Source organism: Janthinobacterium sp. BHSEK (assembly GCF_056174685.1).
Window position 1 is genome coordinate 24362 of sequence record NZ_JBWBYV010000001.1, and the last position, 16110, is coordinate 40471.

General features: G+C 66.8%; 17 protein-coding genes. 8 read left to right on the top strand and 9 right to left on the bottom strand.

The annotated features are described in order from the left end of the window. The first annotated feature begins 2 nt into the window (after positions 1-2). Genes ssuD through AC0V2Y_RS00150 form a run of 3 tightly spaced genes read left to right on the top strand, consistent with a single transcriptional unit; the run spans position 3 to position 2816 of the window. A complete protein-coding gene (ssuD, locus tag AC0V2Y_RS00140) occupies positions 3-1163 on the top strand; it encodes an FMNH2-dependent alkanesulfonate monooxygenase (protein WP_475416267.1) in 1161 nt (386 codons plus the stop codon). 1 nt (position 1164) lies between these two features. After that, the gene (ssuC, locus tag AC0V2Y_RS00145; protein WP_475416266.1) at positions 1165-1956 is read left to right on the top strand and encodes an aliphatic sulfonate ABC transporter permease SsuC; all 792 of its coding nucleotides are present in this window, start codon (positions 1165-1167) and stop codon (positions 1954-1956) included. A gap of 17 nt (positions 1957-1973) precedes the next feature. Beyond that, entirely contained in the window at positions 1974-2816 is an 843-nt protein-coding gene (locus tag AC0V2Y_RS00150; protein WP_475416265.1) for an ATP-binding cassette domain-containing protein, read from the top strand. Here AC0V2Y_RS00150 and AC0V2Y_RS00155 read toward each other — a convergent pair. Together AC0V2Y_RS00155 and AC0V2Y_RS00160 are read right to left on the bottom strand one after the other, a co-directional pair. Next, entirely contained in the window at positions 2761-3483 is a 723-nt protein-coding gene (locus AC0V2Y_RS00155; RefSeq protein WP_475416264.1) for an HAD-IA family hydrolase, read from the bottom strand. The two genes, AC0V2Y_RS00150 and AC0V2Y_RS00155, sit on opposite strands and share 56 nt — an antisense overlap. A gap of 55 nt (positions 3484-3538) precedes the next feature. After that, on the bottom strand, positions 3539-3994 hold the full coding sequence (locus AC0V2Y_RS00160) for an META domain-containing protein (protein WP_475416263.1): 456 nt from the start codon (positions 3992-3994) through the stop codon (positions 3539-3541). 150 nt (positions 3995-4144) lie between these two features. Between AC0V2Y_RS00160 and AC0V2Y_RS00165 the strand changes: the two genes are divergently transcribed. From AC0V2Y_RS00165 to AC0V2Y_RS00180, 4 genes are all read left to right on the top strand, one after another. Further along, complete coding sequence (locus tag AC0V2Y_RS00165) at positions 4145-5080, top strand: hypothetical protein (protein WP_475416262.1); 936 nt, start codon at positions 4145-4147, stop codon at positions 5078-5080. Beyond that, the gene (gene pdxR, locus AC0V2Y_RS00170) at positions 5077-6546 is read left to right on the top strand and encodes a MocR-like pyridoxine biosynthesis transcription factor PdxR (RefSeq protein WP_475416261.1); all 1470 of its coding nucleotides are present in this window, start codon (positions 5077-5079) and stop codon (positions 6544-6546) included. The genes AC0V2Y_RS00165 and pdxR overlap by 4 nt, the downstream gene beginning before the upstream one ends. 122 nt (positions 6547-6668) lie before the next feature. Continuing rightward, positions 6669-7847 carry a benzoate/H(+) symporter BenE family transporter gene (locus tag AC0V2Y_RS00175; protein ID WP_475416291.1) on the top strand — a complete coding sequence of 393 codons (1179 nt, stop codon included), beginning with the start codon at positions 6669-6671 and terminating at the stop codon, positions 7845-7847. Positions 7848-8040: 193 nt separating this feature from the next. Further along, on the top strand, positions 8041-8583 hold the full coding sequence (locus AC0V2Y_RS00180) for a gamma carbonic anhydrase family protein (protein WP_475416260.1): 543 nt from the start codon (positions 8041-8043) through the stop codon (positions 8581-8583). Here the strand turns inward: AC0V2Y_RS00180 and AC0V2Y_RS00185 are convergent. The 7 genes from AC0V2Y_RS00185 to AC0V2Y_RS00215 all read right to left on the bottom strand — a co-directional run bounded on the left by AC0V2Y_RS00185 (position 8556) and on the right by AC0V2Y_RS00215 (position 14605). Continuing rightward, positions 8556-9497, bottom strand: coding sequence for an acyl-CoA desaturase (locus AC0V2Y_RS00185; protein WP_475416259.1), 942 nt, complete (start codon positions 9495-9497; stop codon positions 8556-8558). The two genes, AC0V2Y_RS00180 and AC0V2Y_RS00185, sit on opposite strands and share 28 nt — an antisense overlap. Continuing rightward, positions 9497-9814 carry a DUF3144 domain-containing protein gene (locus tag AC0V2Y_RS00190; RefSeq protein WP_092712778.1) on the bottom strand — a complete coding sequence of 106 codons (318 nt, stop codon included), beginning with the start codon at positions 9812-9814 and terminating at the stop codon, positions 9497-9499. Before AC0V2Y_RS00190 ends, AC0V2Y_RS00185 begins: the two co-directional genes overlap by 1 nt. Before the next feature lie 71 nt (positions 9815-9885). Continuing rightward, positions 9886-10386, bottom strand: coding sequence for a gluconokinase (locus tag AC0V2Y_RS00195; protein ID WP_475416258.1), 501 nt, complete (start codon positions 10384-10386; stop codon positions 9886-9888). Positions 10387-10388: 2 nt separating this feature from the next. Continuing rightward, the gene (gene yfiB / locus AC0V2Y_RS00200) at positions 10389-10892 is read right to left on the bottom strand and encodes an outer membrane lipoprotein YfiB (protein ID WP_475416257.1); all 504 of its coding nucleotides are present in this window, start codon (positions 10890-10892) and stop codon (positions 10389-10391) included. 16 nt (positions 10893-10908) lie between these two features. Next, positions 10909-12168 carry a diguanylate cyclase DgcN/YfiN gene (gene dgcN / locus AC0V2Y_RS00205; RefSeq protein WP_475416256.1) on the bottom strand — a complete coding sequence of 420 codons (1260 nt, stop codon included), beginning with the start codon at positions 12166-12168 and terminating at the stop codon, positions 10909-10911. Positions 12169-12176: 8 nt separating this feature from the next. Continuing rightward, positions 12177-12758 carry a regulatory sequestration protein YfiR gene (yfiR, locus tag AC0V2Y_RS00210; protein ID WP_475416255.1) on the bottom strand — a complete coding sequence of 194 codons (582 nt, stop codon included), beginning with the start codon at positions 12756-12758 and terminating at the stop codon, positions 12177-12179. A 194-nt stretch (positions 12759-12952) separates the two neighbouring features. Next, the gene (locus tag AC0V2Y_RS00215; RefSeq protein ID WP_475416254.1) at positions 12953-14605 is read right to left on the bottom strand and encodes a Na+/H+ antiporter; all 1653 of its coding nucleotides are present in this window, start codon (positions 14603-14605) and stop codon (positions 12953-12955) included. 175 nt (positions 14606-14780) lie between these two features. Between AC0V2Y_RS00215 and AC0V2Y_RS00220 the strand changes: the two genes are divergently transcribed. After that, positions 14781-16079 carry a cytochrome c gene (locus AC0V2Y_RS00220; protein WP_475416253.1) on the top strand — a complete coding sequence of 433 codons (1299 nt, stop codon included), beginning with the start codon at positions 14781-14783 and terminating at the stop codon, positions 16077-16079. The last annotated feature ends 31 nt before the right edge of the window (positions 16080-16110 follow it).

Genomic DNA, 16110 nt, shown 5'->3' on the forward strand with positions numbered 1-16110 from the left:
TCATGTCATTGAATGTCTTCTGGTTTATTCCCACCCACGGCGACAGCCGCTACCTGGGCACCTCGCAGGGCGCGCGCCCCGTCGATGCCGATTATCTGCGCCAGGTGGCCGTGGCCGCCGACACGCTCGGCTACGATGGCGTGCTGCTGCCCACGGGCCGGTCCTGCGAAGACGCGTGGGTGGTGGCGTCGTCCTTGATCAGCGTGACGCAAAAACTCAAGTTCCTCGTGGCCGTGCGGCCCGGCCTGTCCACGCCCGGCCTGGCCGTGCGCATGGCGTCCACCTTCGACCGCCTGTCGAACGGGCGGCTCCTGATCAACGTCGTCACCGGCGGCGACCAGGGCGAGCTGGAGGCGGACGGCCTGTTTGCCGACCACGCCAAGCGCTATGAAATTTCCGATGAATTCATCAAGGTGTGGCGCGCCACCCTGGCGGGCGAGGGCGGCGCGGCCGGCTACGATTTCGAGGGCAAGCATATCCAGGTGAAGGGCGCGAAAACCCTGTATCCGCCCGTGCAGAAGCCGTATCCGCCCCTGTATTTCGGCGGTTCGTCGGAGCCGGCGCATGAACTGGCGGCCGAGCAGATGGACGTGTACCTGACGTGGGGCGAGCCGCCCGCCGCCGTTGCCGAGAAGATCGCCGACATTCGCGCGCGCGCCGAAAAAAAGGGCCGCACAGTCCGGTTTGGCATCCGGTTGCACGTGATCGTGCGCGAGACGAACGAAGCGGCCTGGCGCGCGGCCGATGAACTGATCAGCCACCTGGACGACGACATCATCGCCAAGGCGCAGGCGGCGTTCGGCAAGATGGATTCCGTCGGCCAGCAACGGATGGCGGCCCTGCACGGCGGGCGGCGCGACAAGCTCGAAGTGTCGCCCAACCTGTGGGCCGGCGTGGGCCTGGTGCGCGGCGGCGCGGGCACGGCCCTGGTCGGCGACGGTCCGACCGTGGTGGCGCGCATGCAGGAATACGCGGACCTGGGCATCGACACCTTCATTTTCTCGGGCTACCCGCACCTGGAAGAGTCGTACCGTTTCGCCGAACTGGTGTTTCCGTTGCTGGGCAAGGGCAAGGCCGTGGGTGAACAATCATTGAGCGGCCCCTTCGGCGAAGTCATGGCCAGCAATATCGTGCCGGCCGCGCCGCAGAAGAAGGCGGCCTGACATGGCGGCCAGTATCGTCAAACGCGCGCCCGGCACGCCCTGGGGTTACGCGCTGGCGCCATGGGCCTTGCCCGTGGCGCTGCTGCTGGCCTGGCAACTGGCGGCGCAGTGGGGCTGGCTGTCGAGCCGCATCCTGCCCGAGCCGTGGGCCGTGGTGAAGGCCTTCTGGCATCTGGCCGCATCGGGCGAACTGTGGCTGCACCTGAAAACGAGCTTGTGGCGCGCGACCGTCGGTTTTGCCGTCGGCGCGGGCCTGGGCTTGCTGCTGGGCTTATTGACGGGCAGCTTCCGCCATGCGGAAACCCTGCTCGACACGACATTGCAAATGGTGCGCAACATCCCGGCATTGGCCCTGATTCCGCTGGTGATCCTGTGGTTCGGCATCGACGAGACGGCCAAGCTGTTTCTGTTGGCCGTCGGCGTCTTCTTTCCCGTCTACCTGAATACCTTCCACGGCATCCGTTCTGCCGACCAGGGCTTGATCGAAATGGCGAAAAGCTACGGCTTGTCCGGCTGGCCCTTGTACCGCGACGTGATCCTGCCGGCCGCCATGCCCTCCATCCTGGTCGGCGTGCGCTTTTCGCTGGGCCTCGTGTGGGTGCTGCTGATCGTCGCCGAAACCATCTCGGCGCAGGCCGGTATCGGCTACATGACCATGAATGCGCGCGAATTTTTGCAGACGGACGTGGTGCTGGTGGGGATACTGCTGTACGCCCTGCTGGGCAAGCTGGCCGATCTGTTCTCGCGCCGGCTGGAACGCCACTGCCTGCGCTGGAATCCCGCCTACCGCTAATGAGGAAAGAAAATACCATGCTGCTCGCCCCCATCCAGATCGAAACGGACTTTTTGTCGCATTTCGTGCAGTACGACCCGGCCAGCGCGCCGCCGCAGGCGAAGACGGCGCCATCCGCTCCTTTGCAACGGCGTGGCGTGCCGCTGGAACTGACGAAGCTGAGCAAATCCTACACCAGTCGCCCCGTGCTGAACAACGTCGACCTGCAGCTGGAAGCGGGCGAATTTGTCGCCATCGTGGGGCGCAGCGGCTGCGGCAAGAGCACCTTGCTGCGCGCGATTGCGGGCCTGGAAAGCGCCGATGACGGCAGAATCGCCATCGGCAGCGGCATCGGCGCGCCGGACATCCGCATCATGTTCCAGGAACCGCGTTTGCTGCCGTGGAAGACGGTGCTCGATAACGTGGCCCTGGGCCTGCCCTGTTCCGTCGGCGCGGCGGCCGCCTCGCTGTGGACGGTGGGCCTGGCCGAGCGGGCGGACGACTGGCCATCGGCCCTGTCGGGCGGGCAGAAGCAGCGCGTGGCGCTGGCGCGCGCCCTCGTGCACGAACCGCAGTTGCTGCTGCTCGACGAACCCCTGGGCGCGCTCGACGCCCTGACGCGCATCGAGATGCAGCAGCTGATCGAGTCGCTGTGGCTGGCGCGCGGTTTCACGGCCGTGCTGGTGACGCACGACGTGGCCGAAGCCGTGGCCATGGCCGACCGCGTGCTCTTGATCGAGGATGGGCAGATCACCATGGACGTGAGGGTGGACTTGCCGCGCCCCCGCCAGCGCGGCCATGCGGCTTTCGCCGCGCTGGAGCAGGCTATCTTGTCGCGGGTGCTGCAGCCGCAGGGTCAGATGACTGCGCCAGCACGATGAAGCCGTCGCCATCGACGGTCGCCACGATGCCTTCGTAGCTGGCGATGGCCGGGTGGCGCGTGGCCAGCGGGTGCGCATGCGTGGCAGTGACGACGATGACCTTCGCGCCGGCCGCCTCGCCCGCCTCGATGCCGACCGAGGCATCCTCGAACACCAGGCAATCCATGGGCGCCACGCCCAGTTTTTGCGCCGCCAGCAGGTAGCAATCGGGCTTTGGTTTACCCGCCTTGACGTCTTCCGCCGTCACCATGATGGCGGGAATGGGCATGCCGGCCGCCTTCAGGCGCGCCGTCGCCAGCGCGCGCGGCGCCGAGGTGACGATGGCCCATTGCGCCGGCGGCAGCGATTGCAAAAAGCGCAGCGCGCCCGCGATTTCAATAATCCCTTCCACGTCGATGATTTCCGCATCCGTGATGCCCTGCGACTCGCGCTGCGCATCGACGCCGGGCAAGCGCAGTTTGGCGATGGTGTCGACCGAGCGCGCGCCATGGATGGTGGGCAGGAAGGCCGCCACGTCGAGGCCCTGGCGCTGCGCCCAGGTGCCCCAGATGCGTTCGGCGGCGGCGATGGAATTGATGACGGTGCCGTCCATGTCAAAAAGAAAAGCCCGGTAGCGGCCGGCGGCCGATGGTGTTGGGGATGACGACGGCGAGGGCAGTGCGGACATGGCTTCCTTCCAATTGATGGGCTGGAAGCCATTGTAACGGCAGCCGGTTTTTATTTCACAGGTAGACCGATTCAAACTTGGCCACGGGCGCGCCATCCTTGAGCAGGATCAGGTACTCGCCTTCGAAACGGTAGCTCGTCACGCCGTTCAAATTGGCCAGCACGGCGCTTTCCAGCTGCATCAGCGGCGGCGGGCAGGCCATGCGCGTGCCGGCCAGCTGCGTGAAGCGCAGGGCCGTGCCGGCCAGCGTGTAGCCGCCCATCACGCGGTTGCAGCCCGTAAAACCATGGACCTTGCCATCGTCGGTGAGGGTGATGCGCACTTCGCGCTCCTGCCCCGGCGCCATCGTCATGTCGGCGCCAGCGAGCTGCGTCAGCTTCCAGTAGGTATTCGTCAGGCTGTACGTGGGCGTCAGGCCCGTGTCCGGCTTGGCGCTGCCGGAGGTGGCGGCGCAGCCGCCGGCCATGGCGATGGCGGCGGCGAGGGGCAGGTATTTGAGGTGATGCAGCATGGAAGGCTCCTGTGAGGGGTGGAATGCCCGCAGACTAGCAGGTTTTCCGTGCCGTTCAGCGCACGGCAGCGGCGATTGTTTCCATTTTGCCAGCACTGGTATTAAACTCATGCTTTCTATTGTTTTAACCTTGATCGGGGAGCCGGGCCGATGTTGCAAGCGCAAGCGCTGGATAATCGACTGGTCGCCACCAGTGCCGACGACGTGCTGGTCGACCGCATCGTGCCCGGCGCGCCGCTGGTCATCGCCTTCGGCTTCGTCTCATGGACCACGCGTCCCGCCTTCGATTTCTACGGGCGCCTGAGAAAGCTGGAGCAGGCCAGCGGCCAGCATCTGAACAAGATCCTCGTGCGCGATTCGGGCAATGCCTGGTATCACCGCCGCATCGCGGGTCTGGGCAGCCATGTCGATGAATCGGCGCAAGCCTTGCGCGATCTCGTGCGCCGCATCGCGCCAGGTACCGTCACCACCCTGGGCCAGTCGATGGGCGCGTACGCGGCCGTCATGTATGGCTTGCTGCTCGATGCGCAGCAGATCGTCGCCTTCGGCCCCTTGTCCTTCCTCGACGTGCAGCAGGCGCGTTTGTACCACGAGCTGCGCTGGTTGCCCGTGATGGAATCGCTGGCGCAGGACCCGCCAGCCTCCGGCTATTACGACCTGGCGGCCCTGTGCCGCGCCAGGGCGACGGAGCATACTCAGCTGCACCTGCTGTTCGGCACGCGGCCCGACGCGGTCAATCCGGGCGCCAGCGCCAGCGAATCGGTCAACCTCGATGCCATGCACGCGCAGCGCCTGGCACCGTTCGGCCGCTGCACCCTGCATCCGTTTCCCCAGTCGGGCCACGCGGTGGTGCAGCACCTGATCGACACGAAGCGCATCAACGGCTTGCTGGCCAGCTGCATACTCGGTCTCACGCTGGAAGATGAACCCATGCCGGAGATCGGCGCCGCCTGGCTGGACTGGGTGGCGGAAAACCTGCGCCTCGGCTGCGCCGGCGAACAGCTGGTGGCGGTGCTGCAGCAGCACGGCTTTTCGCTGGCCAGCAGCATGGCGGCCGTGGATGCGGCCCGCGCCAAGGCCATATGACGCTGCGGTTCGAACTCGACACCCTGAAGATCCGCCTCGCCGCCCCCGAACTGGCGGCGCTCGACTTGCGCGTGCGCGTGCAGCGCGCGCTGCGCCAGCTGATACTCGACGGCGTGCTGGCGCCCGGCCTGCGCCTGCCGGCCACGCGCGCGCTGGCGCAATCGCTGGGCGTGTCGCGCGACACGGTGGAAATGGCGTATGCGCAGCTGCGCCTCGACGGCTATCTGCGGCGCCAGGCGGGATCGGGCAGTTTCGTCTCGCCGACGATAGGCGCGAGCTTGCTGGGCAAGCCTGCGACGACGCTGCAACCCTTGTCCGCGCAGCCGGTGGCGCTCAGCGCGCGCGGCGCGCACATTCTCGCCAGCGGCGGCGTGGCCGACCAGCAAAGCGTGCAGGCCTTCGCCACGGGCTTGCCGGAAACGCGGGCCTTTCCGCTCGATGTGTGGGAGCGCCTGCGGCGCCAGGCCGCCGGCGAACACCATGTGCTGCTGCACGGCGACCCGCAAGGGGCCGAGCCGCTGCGCCAGGCCATCGCCGACTATGTGAACCTGGAGCGGGGCGCGCGGGCCACGGCCGGCCAGGTGCTGGTGCTGAGCAGCACGCGCCAGGCCCTGTACCTGTGCGCGCAGGTGCTGGCCGACGCGCATGGCCCCATCCTGATGGAGGATCCCGGCTATTTCGGCGCGCGCAAGGCGTTCGAGATGGCGCAATTGCAGGTCGTGCCCGTGCCCGTCGATGCCGATGGCTTGTCGATCGATCACCTGCGGGCCGACCGCAGCGGGGCCAACACGGTGTACGTCACGCCGTCGCATCAGTATCCGACGGGCGCCACCCTGGCGCTCGGGCGCCGCCTCGCCCTGACCGCCTGGGCCGCCGAGCGCCAGGGCTGGATCATCGAGGACGACTACGACAGCCAGTTCCACTATGCCGGCTTGCCGACGGCCTGCGTGCAGGGGCTCGACACGCGGCAGCGCACGATTTACCTGGGCACCTTCGCCAAGTCGCTGTACCCGGGGCTGCGCATCGGCTACATGGTGCTGCCGCCCGCGCTGGTGAAACCGATGACATATGCGCGCAGCATTCTCGATGGACACACGCCGCAGCTGGACCAGCTGACACTGGCCCGTTTCATCGCCGATGGCCATTTCGCGGCCCATGTGCGCGCCATGCGCAAGGTCTACGCCGTGCGCCGCGATGCGATGGCGCAGGCCGTGCAGCGGCATTTGCCGCACGTGGTCACGGCGCAGCTGCCGCCGGGCGGCTTGCAGATGCCATGTCTGCTGCACGAGGGCAGGGACGAGCTGGACACGATACGCCTGGCGGCGCAGGCGGGCATCGTGCTGCCGGGCCTGAGCCGCCTGTACGCGACGCCGCCGGCGCGCGGCGGCTGGCTGCTGGGCTTTGCGGCGCTCACGCCGCACGAGATCGACAGCGGCATCGTCCGACTGGCCCGCGCGCTGGGGTGAGCGCACAAGTGGTCTGTTGTATGTGAGTAAATTGGCCTGCCTGGGCAGTCCATGCGCCCATTAAGATGCTTCCTTTCAATGGCAGGGGCATACACATGACAGCAACCAACACCACCACCGCGATGGACGACCGGGCGCGCTGGCGCGACCTGGCGCCCCCCATCATGGCGGCCTTCATCTCCGTCCTCGTCAACTATGGCGGCACCTTTGTGCTGGTGTTCCAGGCGGCCCAGCTGGCCCAGCTGAGCGCGGCGCAGACGGCGTCCTGGGTCTGGTCGCTGAGCATCGGCGTGGGCGTGACGGGCATCTGGCTCAGCTACCGCTACCGCGCGCCCGTCATCACGGCCTGGTCCACGCCCGGCGTGGCCTTCCTGGCCACCGTCATGCCGCACACGCCGTATGCCGAGGTGATCGGCGCCTATATCGTGTCCGCCATCGCCTTCATTCTGCTGGGCATGTCCGGCGCATTCGAGCGCCTCGTGCGGCTGATACCGGGCGGCATCGCGGCGGGCTTGCTGGCCGGCATCCTGCTGCAGTTTGGCGTCAACGCCTTCGGCGGCGCCAGCGCCGACCCGGTGCTGGTGGTGGTCTTGCTGCTGTCGTACGCCGTGCTGCGCCGTTTCACGGCACGTTTTGCCGTCGTGGGCATCATGCTGGCCGGCCTGGTGCTGCTGCTGGCGCAGGGGCGCATCGATGTCCAAGGCATCGAACTCGCCCTGGCCGCGCCCGTGTTCGAGATGCCGCGCTTTTCCATGGCGTCGCTCCTGGGCGTGGCGCTGCCCCTGTTCCTGATCACCCTGACGGGACAATACATGCCCGGCATGCTGGTGCTGCGCAATGACGGTTACCAGGTCAGCGCCAATCCGATTTTGACGGTGACGGGGCTCGGCTCGCTGCTCATGGCACCTTTCGGCGCGCACGCCTTCAACGTAGCCGCCATCACGGCAGCCATCTGCACGGGCAAGGATGCGCATGCCGACCCGTCGAAACGCTACGTCGCCGGGCTGGCGTGCGGCGTGCTGTACATCCTCGTGGGCATCTTCGGCGTCACCCTGGCCAGTCTGTTCATGGTCTTGCCGCGCAGTTTTATTACGGCGCTGGCGGGACTGGCCCTGCTGGGCGCCATCGGCAACAGCCTGGCGCAGGCGATGGCGGACGTGCGCATGCGCGAAACGGCGCTGATCACGTTTCTCGCGACGGCCGCGAACGTGACCCTGCTGGGCGTGGGCGGCGCCCTGTGGGGGCTGGCGGCGGGACTGGCCGCGCATGGGCTGATGCATGGCTGGCGCAAGGCGGCTTGACAGCGGCATCGTCAGATAGCTTGCCCATGTTGCCAGCCGCCGCATACAATTGCTGCGCCCGTGCCCGTCGGCACCACCGAACGATATGACCGATGCCCGGGATCACTTCCCTGGCCCATGGCCTGGCGATTTTTGCGCCGGCCGCCGGCCGGGTGGGAAACCTGTTGTTTAATATTGAAGAAACGAGAAGACGATGCCTGTCAGTTCCTACCTGAATACCCGCCCCGTGCTGGGCGAACGAGTCTACCTGCATGACACGGCGCAAGTGATCGGCGATGTGCGGATCGGCGACGACTGTTCCATCTGGTGCAACAGCGTGCTGCGCGGTGACGTCAACCGCATCGTCATCGGCGAGGGCAGCAACATCCAGGACTTTTCCATGGGCCATGTGTCGCACAAGAATGCAGCCAAGCCCGACGGGTCACCTTTGACCATCGGCAAATACGTGACCATCGGCCATTCCGTGATCTTGCACGGCTGCACGATTGGCGACGAGTGCCTGATCGGCATGGGCAGCATCGTCATGGATGACGTGGTGGTGGAGAAACACGTGATGCTGGGCGCGGGCAGCCTGGTGTCGCCGGGCAAGGTGCTGGAAAGCGGCCACCTGTACGTGGGCCGCCCCGCCGCCAAGGTGCGCGCACTGACGGAGGCGGAAATCGCCTACCTGCGCTATTCGGCCGAGCACTATGTGCGCGTCAAGAACAATTACCTGGCCGGCGGCGACGCCGCCTGACCGCCAGCGCCATCAAGGCGGCGCAGTTCCGGCCGCGGCGCCAGGTCCTGCGGCAGGCGCAGGGCGGATACCAGGCCCAGGCGCCGCAGGAGCAGCAGCATCCACCAGCCCGGGTCCCATTCGCCCGGCAGCAGGCCCAGCCTGGCCGAGCCCGGATACGCATGATGGTTGTTGTGCCAGCATTCGCCCATGGTCAGCAGCGACGTCAGGCGGATATTCTTGCCTTGTGCGGCGGCGCCGTCGACATGGAAGTGCATTTGGCCATGGTTGTGGGCGAAATAGCCGATCAGCCAGTGGCCGAGCACGCCGGCGCTGACCCGCGCGCACACGCCCCAGCAGACGAAGCCCCAGCCGCCCCAGACGAAGCACAGCATGGCCCACGGCAGTTGCTGCAGCATCCAGGTGGTTTCCAGAAAACGGTAAAAGCGGTCGTGCGCGATGCGCGGCTCGATGGCGATGTGCGGCGGATGGTCGAGGTCGAGGCGGCAGTGCAGTTGCCACCAAGCATCGCGCCAGAAACCGGCGCCGTGGCGCAGATAGGCATGGCAAGCGGGCAGGCGCTGGGCGTAGTCGCGCAGTTCGTGCTGGCGCAGCAGGCCCAGCGGGCCGCTGAGTCCCACCAGCACGCCCAGGTAGACGAGTACATATTCCAGCCATGGCGGGCAGGCAAAGCTGTCGTGGATCAGTTTGCGGTGGCTGCCCAGCGAATGGCCGAACAGCAGGACGCTGGCCGTGCCGGCCGCAAACAGCAGCAGGCCGGCCCAGCTGAAGAAGCACAGGGCGCCCGTCACGGCGCCGGCCAGCATGGCCGTCAGCCACGCCGATTGCAGCGGCGCGTAGCGCACCGTGCCGTCCAGCACGCTGCCCGCGTGGGTGGCGCGGGCGCGGTGGCCGTCCAGGCTGGCTGTGGACATCAACCCTTGGGGGCCGACGACGGTTGCGTGTACTTGTCGAAGTTGGTGATGTAGTCGTTGAAGTTGTCGGTCAGCATGCGCTTGTACTGTTCCGTGAAGAAGGCCACGGCGCCTTCCTTCTCAGCTTGCATCTTGGCCACGTCGTTGCTCTTGCTGGCGACGAGGAAGGCGTTGAAGCGGGCGGCCGCGTACAGCAGCGAGGTGGCCACTTCATTGCCGCCGCTATGCATGCATTGTTCATTGGCCAGGGCGATGACCTGGTCGGCGCGCTCCCAGAATTCCGGGCCCGGTGCTGGTTTTGTCGTTGGTGTGCTCATAGAAATCCCTAATGAAAGTGCGCGCCAGTCTACACAGGGGGCCGCGGGCTGTCCAGCCGCGCGGCTGCCTGTCAGGGCGCTTGCAGGATCTGTGCGACCAGCACGGCTAGCGGCTGGCGGATGTCGAGCACGATGCCGGCTTCGTCCGCCTGCAGGGGCTGCAGGGTGGCCAGCTGGCTGTCGAGCAGGCTGGCCGGCATGAAATGGCCGGGGCGCCGCAAGCGGCTTTCCAGCACGGCGCGCGGGCCGTCCAGGTGGGCAAAGCGCAGGGCCGGATCGCCCTCGCGCAGCACGTCGCGGTAGGCGCGTTTCAGGGCCGAGCAGGAGACGACGAGGCCGTCGCCCTGCGCGCGCGCCGTGGCGATGCGCTCGCGCAGGGCGGCCAGCCAGCCGGCCCGGTCGGCATCGTCGAGCGGGATGCCGGCGGCCATCTTGGCCACGTTTTCCGGGGAATGCACGTCGTCGCCTTCCACGTAGGGCACGTGCAAGGCGTCTGCCAGCAGGCTGCCGGCGGCGCTCTTGCCGCAGCCGGACACGCCCATCACGACCCAGCGCACGGCGGGCACGCCCATGTTCAAGGCGCCGAAACGATGACGGTGACGCGGCGGTTTTCCGCCTTGCCCGTCTTGCTGGCGTTCGAGGCCACCGGTTTGCTCATGCCCAGGCCCTTGACGCTGATGTTGTCGCGTGGAATGCCCGATGCGCTCATGGCGTCGGCCACCACGTTGGCGCGCGCCAGCGACAGCTTGTTGTTGTACGCTTCCGTGCCTTCGTTATCCGTATGGCCTTCCACGCGCATGTGCGTGATGCCCACTTTCAGCAGGGCGGCGCTGATTTTCTGGATGGCGTTGCGGCTCGGCGGCGTCAGCTTGGCGGCGTCGAATTCGAACAGCAGCTTGTCGGTAAAGCTCAGCTCCCAGCCTTCGTCCGTCTGGTTGAAGCCTTGCTCCTTCAAGGCGGCGACTTGCTCGGCATTGAACAGCGGTTTGGTCTCTGGCGTGCTCTGGCAGGCGGCCAGCAGGCCCAGCATGAACAGGCCGAGGATGCCGCGGCATAATTGCTTGTAGATAAATTGCATGGTGTTGCTCCTTGGTTCAGGGGTGAGTGTGGGGGTGCGGCAGGCGCGCCACCTGGCGCGTGCCGCGCTGCGCCTGCTTGGCGCGGTACATGGCTTCGTCCGCCGCACCGACCAGCGAGACGGCGTCGATGGCGTGATCGGGGAAGACGGCCACGCCGATGGTCAGCGAGCTGACGATGCTGTTGCCGGTGGGCAGTTCAATGGCTTGCGCCATGGCGGCGATGATGTTGTCGGCGATGTGCATGGCGTCGCTGCTGTTGCGCAGCGGCTTGAGCAGGATGGCGAATTCGTCGCCGCCCAGGCGCGCCACCAGGTCGCCCTCGCGCAATTGCTGCTTGATGCGCGCGGCGATCGTCACCAGCACGCGGTCGCCCGAGGCGTGGCCGAAGGTGTCGTTGATGTATTTGAAACGGTCGCTGTCGAGGAACAGCACGGCCACCTTGCCATTGCCGACCCGCGCTTCGAGGATGGCGCGTTCCAGTTCCGCTTCCATGAAGGCGCGGTTCGACAGGCCCGTCAGGCTGTCGTGGTTGGCGCGGTGCGACAGCGAGGCGTTTTCCTTTTGCAGATGGCTTTGCCATGCTTCCAGTTCGTCGAGCAGGGCGTTGAAGTCGTCATTGATCTGGTTCAGTTCGGCGATGTTGGCAGGCGGCACGCGCAGTTCGAACGAGCGGTCGCGCCGCACGCGGTGGGCCGTTTCCGCCAGGTGGCGCAGGGGCGACGTGATCTCCGTTTCCATGCGGCGCGACAGGCGCACGGCGACGACCAGGCTCAGCACCAGGCAAGCCAGCAGACAGGACAGGCCGCTGAGCAGGAAGGGCAGCAGGCTGCGGCTGTGCGGCACCAGGGTGATGCTGCCGATGGCCTGTTCATTGCGCGTGATGGGGAAGGTCAGCGAATCGGGCAGCATCCAGCCCGTCAGCGCGCGTTCGATGTAATAGCGGGTGCCATGCTGGCCCCGTTCCCAGCGGGCCAGGACCTTGCCGGCCGTGTCGCTCACCTGCGCCTGGTCGATGTCCTCATTGACGCCGATCAGGGCCAGCGCTTCCTTGGCGGCCATGGAGTCGCCAAAGACGACGGCCCCTTCCACCGTGTAGCTCATCGAGCGGGCCACCAGGCGCAGGTTCTGGTCCGAATACACGCGCAGGGCCAGCAGCGCCACGGCCGTCAGGGTCAGGCCGGCCGCCAGCACGGCGATCAGCGACACGCTCAGGTGGGCGCGCCGCAGCACGCTGTCGAGCGTGCGCCGGGGCAGGCGGGCAGGCTTGTTGCTCATGCGGGCGTTCATGGCGGCGGTCCCTTGCGACGTGCAATTTGCAAGGCGTTCGGATGCACGCGCAGGCCGCTGCGGGCAATGGCGTCGAGGTTGACGTCAAAGCCGATCTGCGCCTCGTTCAGGCGCAGGCAAAACATGGTGCCCACGGCGCACGACGTGCCGGGCTCGGCGACCGAGAGGATGGGTTTGCCGATGATCTGCGCCAGCAGATGCTCGCGTTCGCCCTCGGGCAGGCTGCCCAGGTAGGCGACGTCGCATTCGCTGGCCGCGCTTGCCGGCGCCGGGATTTTCACGCGGATGCGCGGTCCCAGGCTGGAAGCGGGCGTGTCGACGATGGCCGCCCCGTAGCGTGGCGTACCGAGCATGCAGATGCGCACTTCCTGGCGCGCCACGGGCCAGCGTACATAACTGATGATGCCAAACAGGACCTGGGCCACTTCGGCGGGACGCCTGGCGTCGGCCGCCGCGCCCGTTTGCGCCCACGCCGCGCACGGCGCCAGCGCACTGCAGGCGAGCAGCGAGGCCAGCAGCACAACGGCAAGCAGGACGGGCGGCGCGGAGCGCTGCCGGTGGCGGGGGAAGGAAGGCACGGCGTCGGTGTCTTTATGCAGGTGGGGTGGCTATTCAAATAGTTACTCAACAACACAGACTGTACGGAAGTCCATGTTGAAAGTAAATCACGGCATGACGCCATCAACCTTGCATTATAAACACGAATGTGAAAACTTGCATTCTTTGCCATGAGAATTACTTACCAACACTGCGGTGGCGCGCCAATGTGTTGCTATTCTTCCAGTGTCGCCTCCAGCAAGTCGATTTCGCGCAGCAGGCGCAAATGGATGGTGTCGTCCAGTTCGCCCGAAATGCGGCGGCGGAACAGCTCATCGCGCTCCGCATTGAGCGCTTCCAGGCGCAGCGCCCGCTCGGCCTTGGCCAGTTCCTGCAGCCGCATCGCCTCGTCGTTGCTGCTTTCGCCATACGCCAGGCGGCGCCGGTAGGCTTCGATCAGGCGGTTGGCCGCTTCCGTGACGACTTGCTGCTTGTCATTCTTGTCGATGCCTTCGCACACTTTTTCCAGCCGCGCGATGGCCGCTTCGGCGGCGGCGGCGCGGGCATTGCGCTCTTCCGTCGAACGGCGCGCGGGCGGCGCGAACACCAGGCCCTTGGTCAGCAGGGGCAAGGTGACGCTGGCCAGCAGCAGCGACAGCAGAATCACGCCCATGGCCAGGAAGATGACGAGGTCGCGCGCCGGAAAGCGCGTGCCGTCGGGCAGGAACAGCGGCAGGGTCAGGATGCCGGCCAGGGTCAGCGCGCCGCGCACGCCCGCGAACGAGGCCACCAGCAGCAATCGCAGGCTGGGGCGCGCCAGCAGCGCCGCATCCTTCGCTTCGCCCGCCACCTTCTTGTGGTGCTTGAACAGGGTCAGCTTCATCGAGATGAAGACCCAGAGGAAGCGCATGAAGGTCAGCCCCACCGTGATGGCGATGACGAACAGGGGCAGCTTCCAGGCGCTGCCGGCGCCCACTTCCATGGAGGCGGCGGGCAAGCCGGCCACGGTGGCGGGCAGCTGCGCGCCCAGCATGACGAAGATCACGCCGTTCAGGACCAGTTGCACGGTATCCCACACGGCCTTGCGCTGGGTGCGCGTGGCGGCCAGCGGGCGGCCGATCAGGTCGGCGTAATGCATGGACACGCCCGCCGTGGCGGCGGCCAGGATGCCCGAGCCGTGGATTTGCTCGGCGCCCAGGTAGGCGGCGAACGGGATCAGGATGCTGATCAGGATTTGCAGGCCCGGCTCTTCGCCGACCTTGCTCACCAGCCATTTATTCGCCAGGCCCACGCCCCACGAGATGGCCAGGCCGATGACGATGCCGCCGCCTGCTTCCTGCAGGAAACTCAGCGAGGCGGCGCCGATGGAAAAGCCGCCCGTCATCATGGCGCCCACGGCAAACGTGAAGCAGACCAGGCCCGAGGCGTCGTTCAGCAAGGACTCGCCTTCGAGGATATGCATCAGGCGCGGCGGGATCGGGTTGCCGGCCGCGATCGCGGAGACGGCCACGGGGTCCGTCGGCGACAGGATGGCACCGAGCGCGAAGGCGACGGCCAGCGGCACGCTGGGGATCAGCCAGTCGATGAAGAAACCCATGCCCAGCACGGTAAACAGCACCAGGCCGATGGCCAGCATCAGGATCGAGCGCGCGTCGGAAAAGAAGGCGCCCTTGGGAATGCGCCAGCCATCGAGAAACAGCAGCGGCGGAATGAAGAGCAGGAAGAAAATGTCGGGATCGAGCGGCACTTGCACGCCAAACACGGCCAATCCCGTGCCGCCGGCGATCTGGATCAGCGGCAGCGGCAGCTTGACCCAGCGCGAGCGGGCGAGAAAGCCGCACAGGACGACGGTCAACACGAGGATGAGGATGATGGTAACGGTATGCATGAAGAAGCGGCGGCGTGCTGAAACGCTGATTATAAGGCGCAGCCCGCCTGCGGCACGACCTGCGTGTCATTGCGTACATACAACAAGTCACAATCGCGGTAAGATTGTCGCAATCGCCTGCCGCCGCCGTCCGTGCGCGGCAGGTGCGTACCCAGCCTTTTACCGGACTCCTGTTTTGCTCAAGAAAATCTTCACCGGCCTGCTGCTGTCGCTGGCATTGCTCGTCGTGGCGGCGCTGGCCGCCTACCTGTATTACTGGCGCCCCGCGCTGGCGCCCATCGATCCGCCCGCCGCCACGGCCTTTTCCCCGCAAGCGGTGGAGCGGGGCCGCATCCTGGCCGGCATGGGCAATTGCGCCGCCTGCCACACGGCCAAGGGCGGCGCCGAGTACGCGGGCGGCCACGGCCTGGCCACGCCGTTCGGCACGATCTATGCGACGAACATCACGCCCGACCGGCAAACGGGCATCGGCCGCTGGTCGCCGGCCGCCTTCCAGCGGGCCATGCGCGAAGGCGTGGGCCGCGATGGCGCGCATTTGTATCCCGTCTTTCCGTACACCCATTTCAACCTGGTCTCGGACGCCGACCTCACGGCCCTGTACGCGTATTTCATGACGCGCCCGCCCGTGTACGCGGCCGCGCCCGCCAACAGCGTGCCTTTCCCTTTGAGCCTGCGTCCCTTGCAGGCGGGCTGGAAGCTGCTGTTTTTCAAGCCGGCCAGCTATCAGCTTGATCCCGCTCAAGGGCTGGACTGGAACCGGGGCCGCTACCTGGCCGAAGGCCTGGCCCATTGCGCCGCCTGCCACACGCCGCGCAATGCGCTGGGTGCCGAGCTTGCCGGCTCGGCCTATCTGGGCGCGTCCATCGACCACTGGTATGCGCCGGCCTTGACCAGCGCCAATACGGCGCCCCTGCCGTGGACGCAGGACGAGCTGTACGCCTTTTTGCGCACGGGGGCGACGGCCCTGCACGGCGTGGCGGCCGGGCCCATGTCGGCCGTCGTGCACGAAGGCATGGGCGCTGCGCCCGATAGCGATATCCGCGCGCTGTCCGTGTATTTTGCCGGCGTGGCCGGGGCCGAGCAGCGCAAGGTGGATGCGGATGCCGTGATCAAGGCAGGCATCGAACGCTCGCAGCGCGTCAGCCTGGTCGACAACGACCGTGGCGCCAGCCTGTACGTGGCCGCCTGCGCGGCGTGCCATTCGAACAGCGATGGCCGGCCTGTGGCCCTGCGCCCGGAACTGAGCCTGAACAGTGCCGTCAGCGCGCCCGACCCCGCCAACCTGATCCAGGTGATATTGCACGGCATCGGCAAGGACGCCGCCATGCCCGGCGTGCTGATGCCGGGTTTTGCCGCTTCGCTGACGGACAACGACGTGGCCAACCTGGCCGCCTATCTGCGCCGCAGCCGTAGCCACCAGCCGGCCTGGACGAACCTGGAAGCGGCCGTGGCGCGTACGCGCGCCGGCAAGTAAGCATGAAAGTTTCTTATGTATGATACTTATC

Excerpts from the sequence above, each read along its gene's own strand:
- ssuD (WP_475416267.1), top strand. The coding sequence starts at position 3 with ATGTCATTGAATGTCTTCTGGTTTATTCCCACCCACGGCGACAGCCGC.
- AC0V2Y_RS00165 (WP_475416262.1), top strand. The coding sequence starts at position 4,145 with ATGTTGCAAGCGCAAGCGCTGGATAATCGACTGGTCGCCACCAGTGCC.
- AC0V2Y_RS00185 (WP_475416259.1), bottom strand. The coding sequence starts at position 9,497 with ATGTCCACAGCCAGCCTGGACGGCCACCGCGCCCGCGCCACCCACGCG.
- AC0V2Y_RS00150 (WP_475416265.1), top strand. The coding sequence starts at position 1,974 with ATGCTGCTCGCCCCCATCCAGATCGAAACGGACTTTTTGTCGCATTTC.
- dgcN (WP_475416256.1), bottom strand. The coding sequence starts at position 12,168 with ATGAGCAACAAGCCTGCCCGCCTGCCCCGGCGCACGCTCGACAGCGTG.
- pdxR (WP_475416261.1), top strand. The coding sequence starts at position 5,077 with ATGACGCTGCGGTTCGAACTCGACACCCTGAAGATCCGCCTCGCCGCC.
- AC0V2Y_RS00160 (WP_475416263.1), bottom strand. The coding sequence starts at position 3,994 with ATGCTGCATCACCTCAAATACCTGCCCCTCGCCGCCGCCATCGCCATG.
- AC0V2Y_RS00155 (WP_475416264.1), bottom strand. The coding sequence starts at position 3,483 with ATGTCCGCACTGCCCTCGCCGTCGTCATCCCCAACACCATCGGCCGCC.
- AC0V2Y_RS00215 (WP_475416254.1), bottom strand. The coding sequence starts at position 14,605 with ATGCATACCGTTACCATCATCCTCATCCTCGTGTTGACCGTCGTCCTG.
- AC0V2Y_RS00180 (WP_475416260.1), top strand. The coding sequence starts at position 8,041 with ATGCCTGTCAGTTCCTACCTGAATACCCGCCCCGTGCTGGGCGAACGA.
- AC0V2Y_RS00190 (WP_092712778.1), bottom strand. The coding sequence starts at position 9,814 with ATGAGCACACCAACGACAAAACCAGCACCGGGCCCGGAATTCTGGGAG.
- ssuC (WP_475416266.1), top strand. The coding sequence starts at position 1,165 with ATGGCGGCCAGTATCGTCAAACGCGCGCCCGGCACGCCCTGGGGTTAC.
- AC0V2Y_RS00175 (WP_475416291.1), top strand. The coding sequence starts at position 6,669 with ATGGACGACCGGGCGCGCTGGCGCGACCTGGCGCCCCCCATCATGGCG.
- yfiB (WP_475416257.1), bottom strand. The coding sequence starts at position 10,892 with ATGCAATTTATCTACAAGCAATTATGCCGCGGCATCCTCGGCCTGTTC.
- AC0V2Y_RS00195 (WP_475416258.1), bottom strand. The coding sequence starts at position 10,386 with ATGGGCGTGCCCGCCGTGCGCTGGGTCGTGATGGGCGTGTCCGGCTGC.